Genomic DNA, 20,365 nt, shown 5'->3' on the forward strand with positions numbered 1-20,365 from the left:
ATGAAAACCAGACTAAAGATAACCGCTTCCACTGCCATTTACAGCCCTAATTAACCGGCGCGGGGAAATCTTTCATATCTGGTGGTATTTGACTTGTCCCCGGCTTACACGCGCCGCCCGTTTGTGTAAATTGTGACCGCTATTTTTTAGTTATGCTTATTTTCGTCCGCTAACGACAACAAAACAACCACCTGATATCTTACAAATGATGAGAAGCGAACAATGGTTAAAACCAGCCACTATCAGCAGTATAGGCTTACTGCTGCTGACTGCCCCCTGTTTAAAGGCCCAGCAAAAGCAGGACCTCACCTATGAACAGGCTTTTAAAGGCAAAGCTACCCATATCACCAAACCATTACCAGCCATCCGCGACTGGGCAGATGGAGAACATTACCTGGAAATGCGCCCGGATGAGGCAAATGGCCGCATGCAGGCATGGTCTGTAGATGCCCGCACCGGCAAAGCCACCATTTATACGGCCCCGGTAGACGGTCCCAGTGTAGAAGTACGTGAAAAGGATGTATTCTATAAAGCCGCCGATGGCAACACAGTTCGTTTGACCAACGACGACGCAGAGGAAAAGAATCCAACCCTGTCGCCGGATGGAAAATATGTGGCATTTACCCGCAATAATGACCTTTACAGCGTGGAAGTAGCTACCAAAAAGGAAACCCGCTATACTACCGATGGTTCTGATGTAATATATAATGGATGGGCATCCTGGGTATATTATGAAGAAATCCTGGGCCGTCCCACACATTACCGCGCTTTTTGGTGGAGTCCTAACAGCCGGCAGATCGCCTACATGCACTTTAACGACACCAAAGTGCCGGTATTCCCTATCTACAGCGAAAAAGGACAGCACGGATACCTGGAAAACACGCGTTATCCCAAAGCCGGCGACCCCAATCCCGCTGTGAAAGTAGGCGTGGTACCCGTTACGGGTGGCCCCACCGTTTGGGCCGATTTTAATGAAAACGACGATCAGTACTTTGGTATGCCTTTCTGGACCGACGATAGCCGGCAGCTGTGGATGCAATGGATGAACCGCGGACAGGACAACCTCAAAATATACAGCATCAACCCGCAAAGCGGCGCCAAAAAGGAAATCTATGATGAAAAGCAGAAAACCTGGATCGATTGGTTCGATGCCGTTCCTTTCGTGCAAAATAACCAGGGATTCCTGCTGCAAAGCGATAAAACCGGCTGGTCACATCTCTATCTCCATAATATGGACGGCTCCCTGAAAAAACAACTGACTTCCGGTAACTGGACCGTGAAAGAAGTACTTCAGATAGATAATAAGAATCAACTGGTATACTTCACCGCCCGTAAAGAAGCCTCCACCCGCTTCGATCTGTATAAAGTGAGCATGAAAACCGGCGCACTTACCCGGTTAACCAACGGTAATTATAATAATGTAATCAAACTGGCGCCGGGAGGTAAATACTTTATTACTACTTATTCCAACCTGCAAACGCCTTCAAAAATGGCACTGCTGGACAACAATGGCAGGCTGGTGCGGGAATTAGGCGATAGTAAAGGAGAAAACTTTGACGATTTCAACCTGGCCAAAACAGCATTGAAAACATACAAAACCCGCGATGGACTGGTACTTCCTCTTACCATTACCATGCCCGTGCACATGGAACCAGGTAAAAAATACCCGGTCCTGATCAGCATTTACGGCGGTCCAAATGCCGGTACCGTATACGATACCTGGAAATATGGCAATGTGCAGCAATGGTGGGCGCAAGAAGGCGTGATCCAGGTAGCCATCGACAACCGCAGCAGCGGACAGCTCGGCAAAATGGGCATGAACTATATTCACCGCCAACTGGGTAAACACGAAATCGAGGATTATATGGACGCTGCTACCTGGCTTCGTTCCCAACCCTGGACCGACACCGGCAAAATATGCATGACCGGTGGTAGCTTTGGCGGTTATATGACCTGTATGGCCCTCACCTATGGCGCCGATGTATTTAACTATGGGATGGCCAACTACGCGGTAACTGACTGGCAATTGTACGACAGCCACTATACAGAACGCTATATGGATACACCCGCAGAGAATCCCGAAGGCTATAAGGCTACCTCAGTAATGACCTATGCCGATAAGTATAAAGGGCTGATCCGTATTGTACATGGTACAATGGACGACAATGTGCATATGCAGAACTGTATCCAGCTGATCGATAAATTGGAAAATCTCAATAAGCATTTCGAGTTTATGTTGTATCCCGGCGAACGGCACGGATGGGGTGGCCTAAAAAGCGTCCATTCTTCCGGTGAGTCTTACCGCTTTATTTATAATAACCTCCTGGATAAACCTTATCCGGCGCTATTCACTAAATAGGCACACTGCTATAAAACCGCTACGGCTTAACATACAGATATACGCTTGTATCTGTTTGTTAAGCCGTAATGTTGTTTATCTGTTTGGAAAATAACCGGAGAAAGAGAAAGGCAGAGGGAAAAATAGGACTTCAGAAAAAAGAAACAGGGCTGCAAGACTACAGCCCCGAAAAATTTTAACCATATCTTTATTGAAAAACCTATACCAAAGGTGGCCGATTTTTATCACACTGCGATGGCCATTCTAGTGAATGATATATTTTATCCGGTAAACGTATCAAAAGTGAAGGTGAACGTATGAGGGCAAAAAACACTTCATGATAAGCTGGTATGTGAGTATGGGCACACAATAAATTGATTATCAGCCTAAGAAGGTGTTTAAACAGTTATTTGCCATTTTTCGGCTTTGGGACTGGAAAAAAGCAAAAAAAAGGGCTGGTAAGAATACCGCCCTTGTAATAATTTTAACCATATCCTATGAAAAACCTAGAACAAAGATATACCGCCGATTTTAGGAATAGGTTTCATTTCCGTGAACGATGTATTATTGTTCGTAAACTGATGATAATGGATAATGTGTTATTATATTATTTTAATAATAATATTATTAAAATTCAGAATTATAAGATTTAAATATCTATAATCAAATGATAATTATAAAATAGAGAAGTTTACACGGTTTATTATTAAATCTATTTAAGCTATCCGTTGCCCGTTAAGCACTTTCCTGTCCGGCTGAAGTAATACAATTTCCTTGTTATCGCCTACAGCGCCCAAAACCAGGCATTCCGACATAAAGTTTGCAATTTGCTTTGGGGGAAAGTTCACCACCGCCACAACTTGCTTTCCGATCAGGTCCTCTTTCTGATAGAGATGCGTGATCTGGGCAGAGGATTTCCTGATTCCCGTTTCCGGGCCAAAATCTATCAATAACTGATAGGAAGGATTACGGGCTTTAGGAAAATCGTTCGCCTCCAGGATAGTGCCCACTCTCATTTCTACTTTTTCAAAATCGGGCCAGCTGATAGTTTCCATGCGCTAATTTTTCGCCTAATATAGCCATCCCGGCTGAAGTTTAAAACAGCTTTGCCAGCGGCGCTTATAAATTATCTTCAAATGTTATGAATGGTAACAAACAATGCGGGAAACATGGCAAACTGGCATAATTATTGACTTTTTATCCCAAATTTTAGGTTAAAAAATAGGTTAAAGCGAAAGAACCCCACCTGCATAGGTGGGGTTCTTTCGTATATAGCTTTACGTTAGTGAGATCAGTTGAGGGCAGCAGTACTGTCCTGTACTGTAATAGGACCGCTCACCTTTAGTATTTTCTTTACACTGAAATCCTGATTGGCTTCCAGTCCCCATCCATGCAGCGAGTCGGTAGGCGTTTTGATAAACACTTCTTTAGTAGAGTAGAAGATCTTTCTTTTAGGATCCCAGTTCAGTTCTTTCGTATCCAGACGCTCGCCCTTCTTATTAATTACAATCACGCTATCCGACAGGAACACATCCCCATCATCTTCCATAAATTTTCCTTTCTTGGCCGATAATGTGCTTTCCAGCCCCAGGCTGTCGTTATACATAAATACTTTCAGCCCGTTATTAAAGGCCACATAGGTTGGCTTATCCAAACCACGCTCCATAGTGGGCCCCGTTAATTTTGCATTCACCTTTCCACCCTGGCTGAATATGATTACAATATCCTGCCCGTTTTCGGTGGCTGCCTTTTTGGAATCCAGTTCCATCACCGCATCAATATCATTTTCGCAGCTACTAACGGCAATGGCTATAATAAAAAATAAGATGGCTCTTTTAATCATTTGAATGAATAATACTTCAAAGATAGGAATTCGCTTTCAGCTTAATGCAGCGGAGATATAAGCGTATTTTGTCTTTCTCAGGATTACGCTGATTTTATTGATTTTAAGGATTTGATCACTTTGGATTTTAAATGATTTGGGGAGATATGAGCGGGTATATTCGCTTATATCTCCCCAAATCTTAAAAAATAAAATCAGTATAATCAGCGTAATCCTGAGAAAGACAAAATACGCGCTGTGCAAAAAAGTTATTCGTATTTACGCTTGATAAACCATTTATCACTCAGGGTAAAGCCCAGCGATATACGGTAGATATTTTCTTTCAGGATGGTTTCGTTGTTGCCGCGATGAGCAACTTCAAACGCCAGGTTGATCATACTGTACTGGTTGGAATAAGGCATGCGGCGTACGGGTAAACCAGCGCCCACCGTGAAGCCCATTGTAGGCATATTTACGCCTTCCAGCTGCAGGTAATCTTTCCCATAGTAACCACCCAGGCGATACGCTACCCTGTTCCAGTAACCGCTCAGTGCAGTTGCATTGGGTACAAACTGTCCGCCGATAGCAAGCTTCCAGGAATTCTGCAGGGAATCTTTATTACCAAAGTTTTTATAATTCTCCCACTGGCTGGAATTAAAGTCTACCCCAACCATCCATTTATCAAATTTGCGCAACATGATACCTGCGCCAAACTCTTGCGGAAACACCACAGTTCCCCTGTCGCCTTTCGCATAGTGAACGGTATCCTGTGTAACATAGTTATTGGAAGATGCGTCGAACTGCACGGTTTCATTGAGTATTTCCTGGCGGGCATTCATATTTTGCTTCAAACTTCCGGAGGCGCCAAACGTCAGATCCATATCCGTTTTCAGCTTGGCCCTGTACTGCACGCCCAATTTATAGAAAAAGCTGTTGTAGGAAGTACGGAACATGCGGTGGGAAGCATACATGGTAGGATCAGGGAAGGTAAGACGGGTATTGTTCTCGATGTTACCGAACAGATAACCCAGGTTTACACCCACGCTGAAATGACCAAAACGCACACCTGTACCGGCATATAACTGGTATAGACCGCCACTTCCTTCATATTTGCTGGTGAGCGGAATCCTCAATGTATCAAAGAAGGTACCGGTACCTGATTCCTGGATGTTATAGGAAACCCTGGTTACCGGGCGAAGCCCCAGATTTAATCCCCATTTGTTGGTAATCAGCGGAATACCCAACTGCAGGTAAGAGAGTGTACCGAATCCGGAACTAAATTTTGCCCCCTGGTCTGTGATAGAGCGGGCGCCACCTTCCACTCCTACATCAAAGGTAGTAAGCAGCAGGCTGGAGTAGCTGGCCGGATTAATAAAGTTGACTGATTGCGGATCACTATAAGCCTGAGAAACGCCTCCCATTCCACGGTTTACCGTGTTCTGGTTATTATGCAGATCTCCTAATCCGTAGCGGGAATATGGTGAATTGTCCTGTGCGATAGCCTTATTTGCCAATAGAAAAAAACTTCCAAGCAGGCAAAGAATACTGACTTTTGTCCAATGCATTTAGTATCAGAATTGAGTTTAAGCCCTTATTCCAGTGAAAATATGGGTCTGCAAATATCTACTTTTTAAGGCGGGAAGCAAAAAAATCCAAAAAACCACCTGTTAAATGCACGTTAAAGTTGCGGTCATGATGCCCGAAAAAGCAAGTCAGGCGGGCATCTTCATAAAAATTATAAATTATCGGCAGATAAGTTCCTGAAGTGACCATTCAATAAAACACGCTCTTTCAGCCTTTCCATCTCCGCCATCATGGGAATTACCTTGTGCAAATGCCGCTTCAGGTACTCCAGCCGCTGTGCTTCGTAGAAAAGATGGAGCATTTCATATTCCTCATCAAGCGACAGCCCCGCATGGTGCGCCAGGTCGTATGAACTGAGCTGGCTGTCTTCTTTCTTAAACGATTTATGGATCTGGAGGATAGCATGCAATTCCCGGACGCCATGCAATACTTCCTGCAGCAACCGGTTATTGCCGGCTTCATTATTCTCCGGGTAGTTTACAATGGCCCCGGCATACAATTTCTCCGGAATTTCCGAAACATGCTCCAAAATGCGAAAAACACTGTCTCCAACGGTAATTATGTCCATTTCCCCGCTCTCATATATTTTTTCTACCTTTTTTATTTGGACGAGTGTTCCATATTCCATAATTTTTTTATTTATTACAACTGGAATACCAAACGGCTTTTGCTCGGCCAAACAGGCTGCAATTAATTGCTTGTACCGGGGCTCAAAAACATGCAGATTCAACTGCTCTCCCGGATACACTACAATTCCAAGCGGAAATATGGAGATAAAATTCGTCATCTGTATTAATTATTCGCCATCGGACTGACGACCAATATACGCCAGGCTGATAAATTTATCTGGAAAAGGCCGAAAGATAATTATCTCTTTTTCGTAAAAAGTTGTAATATCTTCGCTTAAGCATTTAGTTATATATAAATATATACCTGACAATTATTCAAACTGATTAACATGCCAAGATTTGTGATAGACTGTGAAAGAATGAAATATCCGAACAACGGTCTATATACTTATTGCAGCGAACTTGGCCAAACTCTGATGCAGCTGATCTCTCCTCCCGAGGAGTTGTACTTCTATCTGCCCTCCTATAAAGAAACACTTTTTTCAAATCAGGCACATTACAAACAAAAAGCATGGCATAAACTGTGGATGCCCTATTCAAAAGATATTCAGCTCTGGCATACCACCTACCAGCTTTCCGACTACATTCCTTCATCACCCGACATAAAAACGGGTATTAACTATACATGATCTCAATTTCTTATACAAGCCTAACTATAAACACAAAATATCGGGCCAGCTGGCCAAAGTACAGCGGATGATCAATAAAGCTGATCATCTTATTACTATTTCAAATTATGTAAAGGAAGATGTTTTACAACATCTTGAAATAGGAGATACCCCCTTGAGCGTTATCTATAACGGTTGCGATGTAAAATCATTCCCCTCATTTAACGCCCCGCTTTACCGTCCCTCCCGGCCGTTTCTTTTCACCATTGGTACCATCTTACCCAAGAAAAACTTTCATGTCATTCCGCGACTGCTGAAAGACACTGATTATGAATTGATTATAGCAGGAAACGCAAATACCACCTATCAAAAACAGATCCTGCAGGAAGCAGCCGCCTACGGTGTGCTGGACCGGGTTAAAATTATCGGTCCCATTGATGAGAAAAGCAAATACTGGTATTTCAGCAATTGCGCCGCGTTTGTATTCCCGTCTATTGCAGAAGGCTTTGGCATTCCTGTAATAGAGGCTATGCACTATGGCAAACCGGTATTCCTTTCTGATAAAACCAGCCTGCCCGAAATTGGCGGCAACCTCGCCTACTACTTCGAAAATTTTGACCCTGCCTACATGCGGGATGTTTTCGATAAAGGAATGGCTCATTACGAAGCTACCCAGCCAATGGCTGCTCTTAAAAAGCATGCCGACAGCTTCAGATGGGAGGAGATAGGAGGACAATATCTTGATATTTACCGGTCGTTGATCGCGTAAACAGGGATACCGCTTATTTTTGTTCTTTAAATTCTGTAAACAATAAAATGTACCAGCAGCATATACCCGGACTCTTAAACGGAAATATCAAATCACTGGCCCGTTGCATTTCCCTTGTTGAAAACGAAGCAACGGGATATGAACAGCTGCTGGAGCAAATACCCGTGACTGACCATACCAAAGTAGTGGGTATCACAGGCCCTCCCGGTGCAGGTAAAAGCACGCTTGTAAATGCGCTCATTACTCAATTACTGGAACAGGATAAAAGCGTAGCTATCATAGCGGTAGATCCTTCTTCGCCCTTCAATTTCGGCGCCCTGCTCGGCGACCGGATCAGGATGAGCCAACACTTCAACCATCCAAAGGTATTTATCCGCTCCATGGCCACCAGGGGCGCCCTTGGCGGATTAAGCCCTAAAATTGTAGAGGTGAGTGATCTTATTAAAGCAGCTGCATTCGACTATCTCTTTATAGAAACGGTAGGTGTAGGTCAAAGTGAAGTGGAAATAGCCGGTATAGCAGATACAACTGTTGTGGTAGTAGTTCCGGAAGCCGGCGATGAGATCCAGACCATGAAAGCAGGGTTAATGGAGATCGCAGACATCTTTATTGTGAACAAAGCTGACCGCGACAATGCAGATGCTTTTGTGAAAAATCTCCGGCTGCTCGCACATAGTAAACATCAGGGTGACTGGGAAATTCCGGTGATCAAATCCGTGGCTATCCAACAGTCAGGCATACACGAAATTATACAGGCCATCGAAAAACATCACACTATCATCTCCCATCAACAACAAAAACATATCCTGCTGCTGGCAGAAAAAGCCTGGCAACTGATACAACAAAGGCGTATGAGAGATATCTCCAAACAAACCCTCCAACAGGAAATACAGGAACTTATCCGGCAAAAAGCGTTTAACCTTTACCGTTATATCAGCACTAAAAGCTAAGTATACATGCGCTACCTCCCCCTGATCACGGATGCATACCTGGTGGCCGCCAATCCGGACAACGCGGTTGCTATGAAAGCGTATATGCGCAACCAGTTTGAATACCTGGGTATAAGTGCGCCGGAGCGCCGTCTTATCAACAAAGGATTGAAAGCAACATATGGATTACCCGCCATTGGTGATATGCCGGTGCTGATAAAAGCATTGTGGAAAAAACCGGAACGTGAATACCAATACGCTGCCATAGATTTTATGCAAATGTTAAACAAGGAATGGCGCGCAGAAGATATCCATCTCTTTGAATACATGATAGTTCATAAATCGTGGTGGGATAGCGTAGATGCCATCGTGTCGTGCCTCGCCGGTCCGTGGCTGAAAAAATTCGGGGAAGAATGGCCCGCCACTACCAATCGATGGATCAATAGTGAAAATATGTGGCTGCAGCGTGCGGCCATTATACACCAGAACGCATACAAGCAACATACCAATGAACAATTGTTGTATCGCTATATAAAACAGTGCGCAAGTTCTAAAGAGTTCTTTATCCAGAAAGCCATTGGCTGGGCCTTGCGGGAGTATGCTAAAACAAACCCCGGCAGTGTGCGAAAATTCGCAGACAGTCACACGCTGGCGCCACTCAGCAGGCGGGAAGCGCTCCGCAGAATTAATTAATAATTATGCCCTGGTTAGTTCCTGTTGTTGTTTACGTTTGAAAACAGCAATGCCATAAGCCAGGATACAGGCAAGTATGGCAGGAAGCGCTGCATTAATATCATGCGTCATTTCCAACAGTAATATAATAGCTGTTAACACCGCCCGGGAAGTACCCGCCAGCATAGCTCCCATCCCCACCAGCACTACAATCCCTGCATTAATCATTAAAGACGGAAAAGCCATTTGCAGGGGCGCTCCAATCAACAAGCCCAACGCGCCTCCTATGATCAGCAATGGAATGATACCACCACCTGTTTTGTTGGCGCCGGAGAAGAAAATCCAGGCGATCCATTTCATAAAGGCCAGTGTAAAAAGAATCGCCAGCGTTACGTGTGCCTCCAGCAGGTCACGCACATAACCTTCGCCGGTGCCCAGTATCCGGGGGAAAATATATCCAATAATACCCGTAAGCAATGCCGCCAATAACAAATACCAGGCATTGTATTTAGTTAGCATGCCGAACCATTTACCAATAAGATGGTACAATGCTGTACTTAATCTTGCCCACAATCCCACTATTACAGCTACTATCATATAGCCTATCATGGCCTTTGCACTCATAGCCGGCAGTGCTGTAAAGCTTAATACAGGAGTGGTGCCACGATACAGGTAGCTTCCTGCGGCAGCAGTGGCTGCAGCTGCTGCAACCGGTAATATACTGGCAAGCGTCCATTCTGCCAGAAACACTTCCAATGCCAGGAGTACAGCCGCCACCGGCGCTCCAAAGAGGCTGCCTAAAGTACTGCACATGCCTGCTGTAAAAAGCAGTCTGCACTCGTCACTGGTGCAGCCAAATAATTTACCGATCCAGGCGCCTAAGCCCCCGTTAAATAACATGGCGGCATTTTCTACCCCCAACGGATTACCGGCGCCGATGGCAACGGTCAATCCCAATGCACGAAGCAGGAACGAAGTATACCGGGCTATGGCAACAAGGAACAGGGCGCCCGCCACCGGAATACCAATGATCCACAATTCCCGTTCTGTATTTTCGATCCCCCTGTATGCAGTATCTATTTCCCCGTAGTAAACCAGTGAAGCAATCGCATGGATTATAACGTTAATGCCCCATGCTGCAACAGCGCCTCCCGCTGCCACCACTATGGCTGCAACAGAAAGATACAAAGTGCGCGATGCCTTTTTACCGGGTACATCTGCAGGTTCATATGCTGCTGCCGGTACAACCGGTAAACCGTTTTTTGTTATTGCGTATAGCTTATTAATCATGAAAGGGGTATTATCAACCAGATTATCAAAGCTATATAGTTCATTGTAGAATCACAAATAATTTTTTATTAATGTATTTAATAGCTAACGTATAGGAATATACGTCATTATATTTATTGTTTTAGTTAGGCAACCTTATTATATTTGTAATAACCAATCCGTGACGGAAACCAAAATTCAACATGTATGAATGACGCTATGCACCAAGGCACAGCTGGCGCTGATAACCCCCAACCCTCACTGGATGCACAAACCCTGGTCAGATTAAAAAGGATGTTGTTATTCACCCATGAGGACGAGCAATACCTGATGATGGCAGGAAACATCCTCGCTGCACATACAGAAGACATTTTGAATAACTGGTATGATACCATACTAAAGAATAATTATCTCGCCACCTATTTTACCAGGAACGGTGCTCCCGACATGGGGTACCTGCAATCGCTCCGTCCGCATTTCCATAAATGGATCACTGATTTATGTAACCGCCAGGAAGGCAAGCCGTGGTGGCAGTTTGAAGAGCGGATTGCTGCACAGCTTCAGTTCAGGTCTTCAGCGGAGCATGATATGGACCCGTTGCCCATGGTATACTTACGTTACCTGTCTTCTTTTATATACCCCGTTTCCGAAGCAGGCCGGCCTTATTTAAGTAAACACGGGCGCCCGGCTGCTGAAGTAGAACGTATGCAGCAGGCCTGGTTCAAAGCAATAAGTTTTAGTGTATTGTTATGGGTATACCCTCAACCCCGACAACTCCCTTTTTAGTGTACCCATTTACGTTAGTATCAAAAGTATTCCTATGGAAGTTGCTGTATTCGACACTTATGTTAAGAAAAAAGATGGGAGATATCTTCATTTCGATATCATCGTTACAAAGGAAACCTCCTTTGATGAAGTACTGAATTATGGCAATACCTATCTTCAAACCAAAAAAGGAGAGGGGTTAATTGTTTCCCGGAAAGACTGCCGCTTTTGTCATATCACTGAAATTATACCACGCTGGGAAACCCAGATCCGGCAAAAAGGCTATTATATCCATGAATTGGAGGGTTGTCACTGAAAAAAGCCGGATTCACTCAGGAATGTCACTAATATGCTATTTCACACCATATATTTATATTGTACCTTGCCACACTAACTATAAGGACAGCAAGAATATATGGGGAAAGTTTCCACATTCAGCCCTGCACAGCAGGCAGAAGACACACCTAGTAAAGTAGTGGCCTCCCTGGAGCGATTATCAGAAGCCTTCCGCGTATTATTATGGCAGGAAGCAACTCAGTATGGACTTAGTCCCATACAAATCCAGGTACTTACCTTTTTACTGCACTACCCGGAGGAAAAACGTACTGTAACCACCTTGGCATCGTACTTTAACATGACCAAAGCCACCATCAGCGATGCGGTAAAATCATTGGAACAGAAGAACTACCTGACTCGTAAGGCAAGCCCTACAGACACCCGGAGCCACACTTTACACCTGGTAAGGGAAGGAAAAGCGGTTGCCAGGAAAGTAGAGCAATTTGCGGATCCACTGCATGCAACCGTAGCACAGCTGCCATTGAAAGACCAGGCCGGACTGCTGGAGCAGCTCATGCAGCTGATTTACCAGCTGAATCAACAGGAAATTATTTCCACTCAGCCTATGTGCTTTAACTGTGAGCATCTCAACGAAAAGAAGGGTTACCACTGCAACAAACTAAAGATCTCTTTAAACAACGGTGGGTTAAGAATGGAATGTCCTGTTTTCAAACTCCGCGAAGAGTAGCCGTTATTATTGAACACGGGGCAACTGGCAGGTCATTTCATTGTCTCCGGCCACAAAGCCGAACTGCTCATATAATAAACGTCCTTCTTTACTGGTATGCAGGCTCACCTTCCCGGTATTGCGTGCTTTAGCTTCATCGAGGATCTTTTGCAGCAGCGCTTTTGCAATACCTTTCCGCCGGAAGGCAGGAAGCGTGTATACGTTCAGAATATAGGCCACTTTGCCTTCAAGGTTGTGGTACAGCGGCGGCTGGTTATAAAAAACTATGCCCGCGCTGGCCACCACCTTGCCTTCTGCATCGGCAAACCAGTTTACAAAATTGTTTTTAGAGAGATGTTCTGTTAAGTAGACCCTTAGCTGATCCTTCAACACGGCATCCTGGGAGTTATCAGACTTAGGGTAAATTTCTTTCAGAAACTGCAGCCGCAAATGCACTAACTGCGGGATATCCGTGATATCCGCCTTTCTGTAGGTAATCATAGTTATTTTGGGTTATACGAAAATTGTCAGGCTTCTTTATTACTTCTCCACCACCGGAATGCCAGAAAACCTATGATAGCCAGGGGCGTTAGGGCCAGCATTAGAATACCATTGTTCAAACCTTTCGCCGGGCCTTCGCCCAGCTGCTGAGCCGTTTTAGTACACAGGGAACATTGCGCCATTACTGATCCGCTCATCACCGTCAAAAACACTGTCAGTAAAAACAAACCTGTCTTCTTCATAGTATTGTTGTTTGATCTCACAAAATTAGGCTATCTGTCTTAAAAAATCTCCTTAATTCTATCAGTGGTAATAGGGAGAAATCATAATATAAACAATCACACCCGTTACTGCCACATAAAACCAGATAGGCCACGTAATACGGGCAATTTTGCGATGACGCGGAATATCATTTTGAAAGCCGCGCAGCAGGGTGAAAAGCACCAATGGCACAATAATAGCCGCCAGTACGATATGTGTCAGCAACAGGAAATAGTAAATATAACGGATGCCGCCCAGCATGGCTTTTTCACCGGCATCCACAATACCGTTGTGATCCAGGTCGCCGAACCGGGTTTCTGTAGCCAACGCATGATAAGTAACATACGACAGCAGGAACACGGCCGACAAACCCACTGCAATTAAATTGGTGATCTTATGGGCTTTTACATGTCCGTTCTTTATAAAATATAAAGTGGCCAATAGTAAAACGGCAGTGCTGGTATTGAGGATAGCGTGGAACAGCGGCAGTATCCTGATATCAAAACCAGGATGCATTTCCGGCTTGGGCAACACAAACAATAACGCCACCAATGCGGGTATAACTATCGATACGATGGTGATAGGCGTATTGAGATTTCTGTTCTTAAGTTCCATATCCACTAAATGTAAAAGGTGAATAAAGAAAGGTGAACAACCTTTCCTTATTCACCTTTCCTTTATAATTATTTTATTATTTCTCTCCGGAGAACAGCTTTTTGAGGAAGGCTCCAAAACCCGGTCGGTGTCTTTCTTTTGCCAGATGCAATATGGCGATATCACCAGCGCATCTTTTTACATCATTGGAATCAAGACCGTTATAATATCCCCGGATATTCCTGTTTTTGTCGATTAATACCAGCTTCTCGGTATGTATGAAGTCGTCCGGACCACCGTCTCCCTGTGTTACAGAAACAAAAAAGTCGTTTCTGGCGAGGTCGTAGATTTCTTTTTTACTACCTGTGAGCAGCCACCAGTTATCGGGATTTATCTGGTATTCGTAGGCGTACTTACGCAGCTTATCTACGGTATCCCTTTCCGGGTCTACTGAAAAGGAGAGGATCTGCAGCAAAGAATCATTCTTTACATAAGCGCTCTGTACCTTTTTCAGGTTCTTTGTTAAAGTAGGACAGATACTTGGACAGGAGGTGAAAAAGAAATCAACCAGTAACACTTTTCCTTCCATATCTTTCAAACTCACCTGTTCTCCAAGTTGGTTGGTAAGTTTAAAATCCCTGATCTTATGAAAAACGGTATCGTATGAAACTTTACCATCTTCAGAGATCGTATCTACTCTTTCCGGGATGAAGTATCCGGGTACAGGTACCACATTTTTTCCGTAGTGATCTACAATGAGATAACCCAAAAGCGGCACCAATATAGCCAACGACACTCCTAATAAAGCCCTGCGAGAGATGATCCTGATAGTTTATGATGAAATTAATAATGATGTCCTTCTTTTGCAGGAGCCTTTGGTGCTTCCACCGGCGTACCTGGTTTCAGGTCTTTCCGCATGTTTTTCCAGGAATCCCCTTCATACAGGAATGCAACGATAAACCATACAAATAACAGTAACGGAATCAATATGGTAAGGATCAGGTTCTTGATTTCGTGACCCAGGTGCATGAATTCAGCAACTATATAGAAAGCTTTCACCACGGTGAGACCAACGAAGATGGCATTCAGGAATACCCTGCTCGGGAAACCAGTTTCCAGATGTAAAAAGGCCAGACCTACTTCCACCATTGTGATACACAACAGGATCCAGAACGTTCTCCAGATTGTTTTGGTAGATGAATCGGCATGTGCAGCTTCATGCCCAGCTTCAGTATGTGTATGCTCCATTATTATTTAAATTAAATAAATTCTAAAAATCAGATTCCAAATAATCAACAACAAACCTTGTACTATTCTGCTTGTCTTTTACTCAGAGCAGGTAGAAGCAGGTGAATACGAATACCCAAACCAGGTCTACAAAGTGCCAGTACAAACCTACTTTTTCCACCATTTCGTAGTGACCTCTGTGCTCATAAGTACCTTTCAGTACGTTCGCAAGGATTACGATATTCAGGATCACACCGGAAGTTACGTGTAAACCGTGGAAACCGGTAATAGTAAAGAAGAAGTTGGTAAAGTTGGTAGATGCCAGTGTGCCGTCAACATTCATGAAAGGATTACGACCCCACCATGCACCTTCGTGGTACAGATGCGTCCATTCCCATGCCTGACAGCTCAGGAACGCGATACCACCAATGATGGTCCAGATCATCCATTTGGCCACTGCTTTTTTATCTCTCATGTGACCGGCGTGTACTGCCAGTACCATGGTTACAGAACTCATGATGAGAATGAAGGTCATCAAACTCACAAATACCAACGGTAAGTTGGCATGGCCCATGCCAGGGAAGGAGCGGAACACTTCATTCGGATCAGGCCAGGACGGGCTGGAAAACCGGATGGTACCATATGAAATCAATAATGCGCCGAATGTGAACGCATCTGACATCAGGAAGTACCACATCATCAACTTACCATAGCTCACATTAAAGGGAGAATATCCTCCGGCCCACCATTTTTTCTTCGCTGTAACTGCTGTATCCATTGTTTGTTTTATAAAATTTTACAAAGTTTATCTGGCGATACTTAAAAAAATTAACAGGTAAATCCACAGTACGTCCACGAAATGCCAGTATGTTGCGGCTACTTCAATGGGCACTGCGCTGTAGGTCCGTACACGGGTTCTGTAAGCCCTGCCAAACATAATAAGCAGTGCTACTACACCACCCAGCACGTGCAGCATGTGCACTCCTACGATAACATAAATAAAAGAAGCGGAAACAGGCCCGTTGAGGGGCAGTCCTACCGACTTCAATTGTGAAAATCCTATCCACTGGCAGGCCGCAAACACCACACCCAAAAATGCTGTGAGGGTGATCAGTTGTTTGTAACGCTGCATATTCCTTTCTCTGAACTGCTTTAAAGCCAGGTGTATTGTTACGCTGCTGGTTAAAATTACGGCAGTGGATATCCAGAAAATATGCGGCAGTTCAAATGCCAGCCAGTTTGCCTGGGATCTTTTAACAATGTAAGCACTGGTAAACCCTATGAACATCATGGTAATACTACCCATGGCGATCCATAAGGAATATTTATGCGGATGTATTTTCTTACGTTGTTCTAATGTCATAGTATCCATCACTCCTCTTTTCATTTTACGCTTTGTCCAGCAGTTGTACCAGCTGAACAATTGTCAGATAAATATAAGATCCGAACATGAGCTTTCTCGCTGCAGGAACATCGTTCTTTCTGTACAGGTTAACTGCCCTGTAAAGGAAGAAACCTCCCGCCAGAATAGCCACTATGGCAGAAATGCTTCCAGTGATCTTCAGGAGGTATGGCGCTACGCCGGCGGGAATCAGCAACAACGTGTACATGGCGGCCTGTATGGCGGTGTACTTGTTGGGCTCTCCGCTGCCCGGCAGCATTTTAAAACCTGCCCTCGCATAATCTTTATACGCAATCCAGGCAATGGCCCAGAAATGCGGAAACTGCCACAGGAACTGGATAGCAAACAACGACCAGCCACCTTCGCTCAGGTTGTTGGCGCCGGCTGCCCAACCGATCAGGGGAGGCATGGCACCAGGAATAGCTCCTACCAGCACGGCAAGAGAGTTCCATTTTTTCCAGGGCGTGTACACAAAACCGTATAACACCAAAGATAACCCGCTCAATGCAGCACTTAACCAGTTAAAGCAGTACCCCATTACGAGGAGTCCCGCAACACCGGTTACCGCAGCCAGCGCTATCGCCTCGTTGTCGTGCATACGCCCCGAAGGCAATGGACGAACAGCGGTGCGCGCCATCAGTTTATCTGTCTCCTTCTCCCAAATCTGGTTAATGGTATTGGCTGATCCGGAAACCAGCAAACCACCAGCAAATAATAAAAGAACTTTTACTAAGTTAAACTCCACGCCAGGCACCAGCAGGTAACCAACCACAGATGAAAATACCACCATAAAGGTGAGATTAAACTTCATTAACTGAGAGTAATCTTTCACCTTGCTTGCTACCGCATATGATGACGACAATTTTATGGAGTTTTCTTGCAACATTTTTTTTCTAGCCACATCCCGGGTTTAAGTCCGGAACAAATTTACAAACATCACAGTGAACAAAATCCCGGAAGGAAGATTTTTCGCCTGAAAGGTGTCTTCCTGCCGGAATTCCGAACTATATTTTAGTGCGCTGATTCATTAGGTCCGATAGGCTCTGTTTGCGGAATGAAATCTCTTCCATCCTTGCTATAGTCATAAGCCCAACGGTATACTTCAGGAATTTCACCAGGCCAGTTACCGTGACCGGCATGGATAGGTGTAGTCCATTCCAGGGTAGTTGCGTTCCACGGATTCTGTGTGGTCATCTTTCTACCTTTGAAAATGCTGTAGAAGAAGTTGAACACAAACAGCAGCTGTACTGCAAATACCAGGATTACCACGATAGTGATGAACTCATTCAAACCACCAAACTGTTTGAAGGAAGCCCAGCCAGATACATCATAGTACCTTCTTGGCATACCCGCCATACCTTCGTAGTGCATTGGCCAGAAGATCAGGTAAGCACCGATCATGGTTACCCAGAAGTGGATATAACCAATGGTCTGGTTCATGAAACGGCCATACATTTTAGGGAACCAGTGGTAGATACCGGCAAACATACCAAAGAACGCAGATACACCCATTACAATGTGGAAGTGAGCGATTACGAACATGGTATCATGCAGGTGAATATCGATAGAAGAGTTACCTAACCAGATACCTGTTAAACCACCGGAGATGAAAGTGCTCACAAAACCGATAGAGAACAGGGAAGCAGGCGTAAAGTTGATATTACCCTTCCAGATAGTAGTGATCCAGTTAAATACCTTGATGGCAGATGGTACCGCAATCAATAAGGTTAAGAGTACGAAGAATGCACCCAGGAATGGATTCAAACCTGTTACGAACATATGGTGCGCCCAAACCAGGAAGGCCAGGATACAGATGGCGAACAGGGAACCGATCATCGCCAGGTAACCAAAGATAGGCTTGCGGGAACTTACCGCCAGTACTTCAGAAACCATACCCATCGCCGGGAGGATGATAATATATACCTCAGGGTGACCTAAGAACCAGAATAAATGTTGATAGAGAATAGCGCTACCACCTTCATTTGCCAGTGCTTTACCAGCAATAAAGATATCAGACAGGTAGAAGCTGGTACCAGCGTGACGATCCATGAGCAGCAGGATGAAACCTGACAACAATACAGGGAAAGACAATACGCCCAATACAGCAGTGAAGAAGAATGACCAGATAGTCAAAGGCATTTTGGTCATCGCCATACCTTTGGTACGCATGTTCAGCAGTGTGGAGATATAGTTCAAACCACCCAGCAGCTGCGAAACAACAAACAGCGCCATACTGGTCAACCAAAGATCCACACCTATTTTAGAACCGATGGAAGCGTCTCCCAATGCACTCAGCGGCGGATACATCGTCCAACCTCCGGAAGCCGGACCTGTTTGAACAAACAGGGAAGCCATCATTACCAGGCTGGCCAGGAAGAAGAACCAGTAGCTCAAACAGTTCATAAAGGGAGAGGCCATGTCACGTGCACCTACCTGCAAAGGAATCAGCAGGTTAGAGAAGGTACCGCTCAGGCCGGCCGTTAATACAAAGAATACCAGGATGGTACCGTGCATTGTTACCAGTGCATAGTAAGCTTCCGCTGTAATGCGGCCACCTTTAGCCCAATGACCCAGGATACTTTCCAGCCAGGGGAAAGTGGCATCAGGAAAACCAAGTTGCAAACGGAACAGTACAGAGAAGAAAGCACCAATGATAGCCCAAACGATACCAGTAATCAGGAATTGTTTGGCGATCATTTTGTGATCCATGCTGAACACATATTTCGAAATGAAACTGTCTTCATGGTGGTGCTCATGATCATGATGATCATGCGCTCCGTGCATTACCTCCTGTTGACTGTGCAATGTTGCTTCGTTACTCATAATCGGTTCGGTTTATTATAAACTAACGCCCGGGAAGTATCGTCGTTTGTCAGTTTGTCTTTTTAGTTTTTAATTGTACTCCGTCAAAAATTCTTCTACACAAAATTACAGCTTACTGAATATTTGCAGCTACTGCTTTTTGTGTGCTATCTGCTTTGGCTTCGCCGGCAGGCGCAGCCGGAGCTGCAGTGTCTGCGTGTGTCAGGCTGTATGTTGATTTCTGGGCAGCTACCCATTTATCATATTCTGCCTGAGTTTCCACCACTATCACGCCTCTCATGGAGTAGTGACCGCTACCACACATCTGATCGCAGGAAATTTCATAGGTGAAATCCGGGTTACCGGTTTTTTCCTTCATTTGTTTAGTAGTGTACTTAGGTGTAAACCACAGGGTAGTAGGGATACCGGGAACCGCATCCATTTTCATGCGGAAGTGAGGCAAACCTACGTCATGGATTACATCGCGGGAACCAATGATGAATTTTACCGGTTTACCAACTACCAGGTGCAGTTCGGTAGGCATAAAGTCATCCTTGTTCAAAGGATCGTTCCAGTCCAGACCCAGTTCATTACCGGCGGAAGGATCAATATTCTTAATGTCACGACGACCCAGTGCGCCATCCTTACCAGGATAACGGAAGATCCAGTTAAACTGTTTGCCGGTTACTTCTACCACAGCAGCGTCTTTTGGCGCTTCTGAGGTAAGCTGGAACCAGTGTTTCAAACCAAAAGCCACCAGTACTGTTAAGGCAATAGCCGGGATAACGGTCCAGATAACTTCCAGTTTATTATTATGCGGAAAGTAAAATGCTTTACGGCCTTCTTTCTCCTGGTATTTGAATGCAAACCAGAACAATGCAACCTGGGTAACCACGAACACGATACCGGTGATGGCCAGTGTTACGTAAATGAGGGTATCAACGCCTTCGCCCTGTTCTGATGCAGATTCGCCCAGGATCTTGCCCTTCAGCAAATCATTACAGTAGTACACTCCTATAAGCCCCAGCACCAGGAATGCAATCAGCAGGAAACCATTTATACGGTTGCTTTGCTCGCGCGCTTTCTTTTCTCCCTTCAATATGGACACATATTCGCTCGCCTTCGCAATCTGGAAGATGACTATGAATATGAGAACAACAACTAAGACTGCTAAAAATCCTGACATTGCT

23 protein-coding genes are annotated in these 20,365 nt (G+C 44.7%); 8 read left to right on the forward strand and 15 right to left on the reverse strand.

The annotated features are described in order from the left end of the window. Positions 1 to 205: 205 nt before the first annotated feature. On the forward strand, positions 206 to 2,359 hold the full coding sequence (locus QFZ48_RS09510; RefSeq protein WP_429043691.1) for a S9 family peptidase: 2,154 nt from the start codon (positions 206 to 208) through the stop codon (positions 2,357 to 2,359). Positions 2,360 to 3,054: 695 nt separating this feature from the next. Here the strand turns inward: QFZ48_RS09510 and QFZ48_RS09515 are convergent. The 4 genes from QFZ48_RS09515 to QFZ48_RS09530 form a co-directional block, all read right to left on the reverse strand. Then, positions 3,055 to 3,393 (reverse strand): tRNA-binding protein, encoded by a 339-nt coding sequence (locus QFZ48_RS09515; protein ID WP_429043689.1) that lies wholly within the window; start codon positions 3,391 to 3,393, stop codon positions 3,055 to 3,057. Positions 3,394 to 3,629: 236 nt separating this feature from the next. After that, a complete protein-coding gene (lptC, locus tag QFZ48_RS09520) occupies positions 3,630 to 4,181 on the reverse strand; it encodes an LPS export ABC transporter periplasmic protein LptC (RefSeq protein ID WP_370909136.1) in 552 nt (183 codons plus the stop codon). Positions 4,182 to 4,429: 248 nt separating this feature from the next. Further along, the gene (locus QFZ48_RS09525) at positions 4,430 to 5,725 is read right to left on the reverse strand and encodes a hypothetical protein (protein ID WP_429043686.1); all 1,296 of its coding nucleotides are present in this window, start codon (positions 5,723 to 5,725) and stop codon (positions 4,430 to 4,432) included. A gap of 170 nt (positions 5,726 to 5,895) precedes the next feature. Then, on the reverse strand, positions 5,896 to 6,531 hold the full coding sequence (locus QFZ48_RS09530; RefSeq protein WP_079471736.1) for an LON peptidase substrate-binding domain-containing protein: 636 nt from the start codon (positions 6,529 to 6,531) through the stop codon (positions 5,896 to 5,898). A 171-nt stretch (positions 6,532 to 6,702) separates the two neighbouring features. Here QFZ48_RS09530 and QFZ48_RS09535 point away from each other — a divergent pair, with 171 nt between their 5' ends. Genes QFZ48_RS09535 through QFZ48_RS09550 form a run of 4 tightly spaced genes read left to right on the forward strand, consistent with a single transcriptional unit; the run spans position 6,703 to position 9,372 of the window. Next, positions 6,703 to 7,002, forward strand: a complete 300-nt coding sequence (locus QFZ48_RS09535; RefSeq protein WP_429062087.1) for a hypothetical protein — start codon at positions 6,703 to 6,705, stop codon at positions 7,000 to 7,002. Positions 7,003 to 7,039: 37 nt separating this feature from the next. Next, positions 7,040 to 7,750: a glycosyltransferase gene (locus QFZ48_RS09540; protein ID WP_429065485.1), complete on the forward strand. Its 711-nt coding sequence runs from the start codon at positions 7,040 to 7,042 to the stop codon at positions 7,748 to 7,750. A gap of 47 nt (positions 7,751 to 7,797) precedes the next feature. After that, positions 7,798 to 8,700: a methylmalonyl Co-A mutase-associated GTPase MeaB gene (meaB, locus tag QFZ48_RS09545; RefSeq protein ID WP_429062089.1), complete on the forward strand. Its 903-nt coding sequence runs from the start codon at positions 7,798 to 7,800 to the stop codon at positions 8,698 to 8,700. Positions 8,701 to 8,706: 6 nt separating this feature from the next. Continuing rightward, a complete protein-coding gene (locus QFZ48_RS09550) occupies positions 8,707 to 9,372 on the forward strand; it encodes a DNA alkylation repair protein (RefSeq protein WP_429062091.1) in 666 nt (221 codons plus the stop codon). 3 nt (positions 9,373 to 9,375) lie between these two features. Here the strand turns inward: QFZ48_RS09550 and QFZ48_RS09555 are convergent, their stop codons facing one another. Then, the gene (locus QFZ48_RS09555; RefSeq protein ID WP_429062092.1) at positions 9,376 to 10,641 is read right to left on the reverse strand and encodes a chloride channel protein; all 1,266 of its coding nucleotides are present in this window, start codon (positions 10,639 to 10,641) and stop codon (positions 9,376 to 9,378) included. A gap of 186 nt (positions 10,642 to 10,827) precedes the next feature. Between QFZ48_RS09555 and QFZ48_RS09560 the strand changes: the two genes are divergently transcribed. The 3 genes from QFZ48_RS09560 (at position 10,828) to QFZ48_RS09570 (ending at position 12,409) form a co-directional block, all read left to right on the forward strand. Beyond that, entirely contained in the window at positions 10,828 to 11,406 is a 579-nt protein-coding gene (locus QFZ48_RS09560; RefSeq protein WP_429062095.1) for a protoglobin domain-containing protein, read from the forward strand. Positions 11,407 to 11,440: 34 nt separating this feature from the next. After that, a complete protein-coding gene (locus QFZ48_RS09565; protein ID WP_370909129.1) occupies positions 11,441 to 11,701 on the forward strand; it encodes a DUF2024 family protein in 261 nt (86 codons plus the stop codon). Between the two features lie 99 nt (positions 11,702 to 11,800). Further along, positions 11,801 to 12,409 (forward strand): MarR family winged helix-turn-helix transcriptional regulator, encoded by a 609-nt coding sequence (locus QFZ48_RS09570; RefSeq protein WP_429043670.1) that lies wholly within the window; start codon positions 11,801 to 11,803, stop codon positions 12,407 to 12,409. A gap of 6 nt (positions 12,410 to 12,415) precedes the next feature. On the opposite strand, the gene QFZ48_RS09575 is transcribed toward QFZ48_RS09570, so the two are convergent. From QFZ48_RS09575 to QFZ48_RS09620, 10 genes are all read right to left on the reverse strand, one after another. Further along, entirely contained in the window at positions 12,416 to 12,889 is a 474-nt protein-coding gene (locus QFZ48_RS09575; protein ID WP_370909127.1) for a GNAT family N-acetyltransferase, read from the reverse strand. 26 nt (positions 12,890 to 12,915) lie between these two features. Further along, positions 12,916 to 13,131 carry a hypothetical protein gene (locus tag QFZ48_RS09580; protein WP_079471726.1) on the reverse strand — a complete coding sequence of 72 codons (216 nt, stop codon included), beginning with the start codon at positions 13,129 to 13,131 and terminating at the stop codon, positions 12,916 to 12,918. 61 nt (positions 13,132 to 13,192) lie between these two features. Next, complete coding sequence (locus QFZ48_RS09585) at positions 13,193 to 13,765, reverse strand: DUF420 domain-containing protein (protein WP_429043667.1); 573 nt, start codon at positions 13,763 to 13,765, stop codon at positions 13,193 to 13,195. Positions 13,766 to 13,841: 76 nt separating this feature from the next. Further along, a complete protein-coding gene (locus QFZ48_RS09590; RefSeq protein ID WP_429043665.1) occupies positions 13,842 to 14,534 on the reverse strand; it encodes an SCO family protein in 693 nt (230 codons plus the stop codon). A 53-nt stretch (positions 14,535 to 14,587) separates the two neighbouring features. Further along, positions 14,588 to 14,992, reverse strand: coding sequence for a cytochrome C oxidase subunit IV family protein (locus QFZ48_RS09595; RefSeq protein ID WP_370909124.1), 405 nt, complete (start codon positions 14,990 to 14,992; stop codon positions 14,588 to 14,590). Positions 14,993 to 15,074: 82 nt separating this feature from the next. Then, positions 15,075 to 15,749, reverse strand: coding sequence for a cytochrome c oxidase subunit 3 (locus tag QFZ48_RS09600; protein ID WP_370909123.1), 675 nt, complete (start codon positions 15,747 to 15,749; stop codon positions 15,075 to 15,077). A gap of 27 nt (positions 15,750 to 15,776) precedes the next feature. Then, on the reverse strand, positions 15,777 to 16,358 hold the full coding sequence (locus QFZ48_RS09605) for a cytochrome c oxidase subunit 3 (RefSeq protein WP_370909122.1): 582 nt from the start codon (positions 16,356 to 16,358) through the stop codon (positions 15,777 to 15,779). 1 nt (position 16,359) lies between these two features. After that, positions 16,360 to 17,259, reverse strand: a complete 900-nt coding sequence (gene cyoE / locus QFZ48_RS09610; protein ID WP_429062097.1) for a heme o synthase — start codon at positions 17,257 to 17,259, stop codon at positions 16,360 to 16,362. Between the two features lie 125 nt (positions 17,260 to 17,384). Further along, positions 17,385 to 19,196 carry a cytochrome c oxidase subunit I gene (locus QFZ48_RS09615; RefSeq protein WP_429043657.1) on the reverse strand — a complete coding sequence of 604 codons (1,812 nt, stop codon included), beginning with the start codon at positions 19,194 to 19,196 and terminating at the stop codon, positions 17,385 to 17,387. 112 nt (positions 19,197 to 19,308) lie between these two features. After that, positions 19,309 to 20,361, reverse strand: coding sequence for a cytochrome c oxidase subunit II (locus QFZ48_RS09620; RefSeq protein WP_370909119.1), 1,053 nt, complete (start codon positions 20,359 to 20,361; stop codon positions 19,309 to 19,311). Positions 20,362 to 20,365: the final 4 nt, after the last annotated feature.

Origin of the sequence: Chitinophaga sp. W2I13, from assembly GCF_050434005.1 — a bacterium.
GTDB lineage: Bacteria > Bacteroidota > Bacteroidia > Chitinophagales > Chitinophagaceae > Chitinophaga.

What these genes read in the sequence shown, in the direction of transcription:
- QFZ48_RS09510 (WP_429043691.1), top strand. Translation starts at nt 206, where the DNA reads ATGATGAGAAGCGAACAATGGTTAAAACCAGCCACTATCAGCAGTATA.
- QFZ48_RS09515 (WP_429043689.1), bottom strand. Translation starts at nt 3,393, where the DNA reads ATGGAAACTATCAGCTGGCCCGATTTTGAAAAAGTAGAAATGAGAGTG.
- lptC (WP_370909136.1), bottom strand. Translation starts at nt 4,181, where the DNA reads ATGATTAAAAGAGCCATCTTATTTTTTATTATAGCCATTGCCGTTAGT.
- QFZ48_RS09525 (WP_429043686.1), bottom strand. Translation starts at nt 5,725, where the DNA reads ATGCATTGGACAAAAGTCAGTATTCTTTGCCTGCTTGGAAGTTTTTTT.
- QFZ48_RS09530 (WP_079471736.1), bottom strand. Translation starts at nt 6,531, where the DNA reads ATGACGAATTTTATCTCCATATTTCCGCTTGGAATTGTAGTGTATCCG.
- QFZ48_RS09535 (WP_429062087.1), top strand. Translation starts at nt 6,703, where the DNA reads ATGCCAAGATTTGTGATAGACTGTGAAAGAATGAAATATCCGAACAAC.
- meaB (WP_429062089.1), top strand. Translation starts at nt 7,798, where the DNA reads ATGTACCAGCAGCATATACCCGGACTCTTAAACGGAAATATCAAATCA.
- QFZ48_RS09550 (WP_429062091.1), top strand. Translation starts at nt 8,707, where the DNA reads ATGCGCTACCTCCCCCTGATCACGGATGCATACCTGGTGGCCGCCAAT.
- QFZ48_RS09555 (WP_429062092.1), bottom strand. Translation starts at nt 10,641, where the DNA reads ATGATTAATAAGCTATACGCAATAACAAAAAACGGTTTACCGGTTGTA.
- QFZ48_RS09560 (WP_429062095.1), top strand. Translation starts at nt 10,828, where the DNA reads ATGAATGACGCTATGCACCAAGGCACAGCTGGCGCTGATAACCCCCAA.
- QFZ48_RS09565 (WP_370909129.1), top strand. Translation starts at nt 11,441, where the DNA reads ATGGAAGTTGCTGTATTCGACACTTATGTTAAGAAAAAAGATGGGAGA.
- QFZ48_RS09570 (WP_429043670.1), top strand. Translation starts at nt 11,801, where the DNA reads ATGGGGAAAGTTTCCACATTCAGCCCTGCACAGCAGGCAGAAGACACA.
- QFZ48_RS09575 (WP_370909127.1), bottom strand. Translation starts at nt 12,889, where the DNA reads ATGATTACCTACAGAAAGGCGGATATCACGGATATCCCGCAGTTAGTG.
- QFZ48_RS09580 (WP_079471726.1), bottom strand. Translation starts at nt 13,131, where the DNA reads ATGAAGAAGACAGGTTTGTTTTTACTGACAGTGTTTTTGACGGTGATG.
- QFZ48_RS09585 (WP_429043667.1), bottom strand. Translation starts at nt 13,765, where the DNA reads ATGGAACTTAAGAACAGAAATCTCAATACGCCTATCACCATCGTATCG.
- QFZ48_RS09595 (WP_370909124.1), bottom strand. Translation starts at nt 14,992, where the DNA reads ATGGAGCATACACATACTGAAGCTGGGCATGAAGCTGCACATGCCGAT.
- QFZ48_RS09600 (WP_370909123.1), bottom strand. Translation starts at nt 15,749, where the DNA reads ATGGATACAGCAGTTACAGCGAAGAAAAAATGGTGGGCCGGAGGATAT.
- QFZ48_RS09605 (WP_370909122.1), bottom strand. Translation starts at nt 16,358, where the DNA reads ATGAAAAGAGGAGTGATGGATACTATGACATTAGAACAACGTAAGAAA.
- cyoE (WP_429062097.1), bottom strand. Translation starts at nt 17,259, where the DNA reads ATGTTGCAAGAAAACTCCATAAAATTGTCGTCATCATATGCGGTAGCA.
- QFZ48_RS09615 (WP_429043657.1), bottom strand. Translation starts at nt 19,196, where the DNA reads ATGAGTAACGAAGCAACATTGCACAGTCAACAGGAGGTAATGCACGGA.
- QFZ48_RS09620 (WP_370909119.1), bottom strand. Translation starts at nt 20,361, where the DNA reads ATGTCAGGATTTTTAGCAGTCTTAGTTGTTGTTCTCATATTCATAGTC.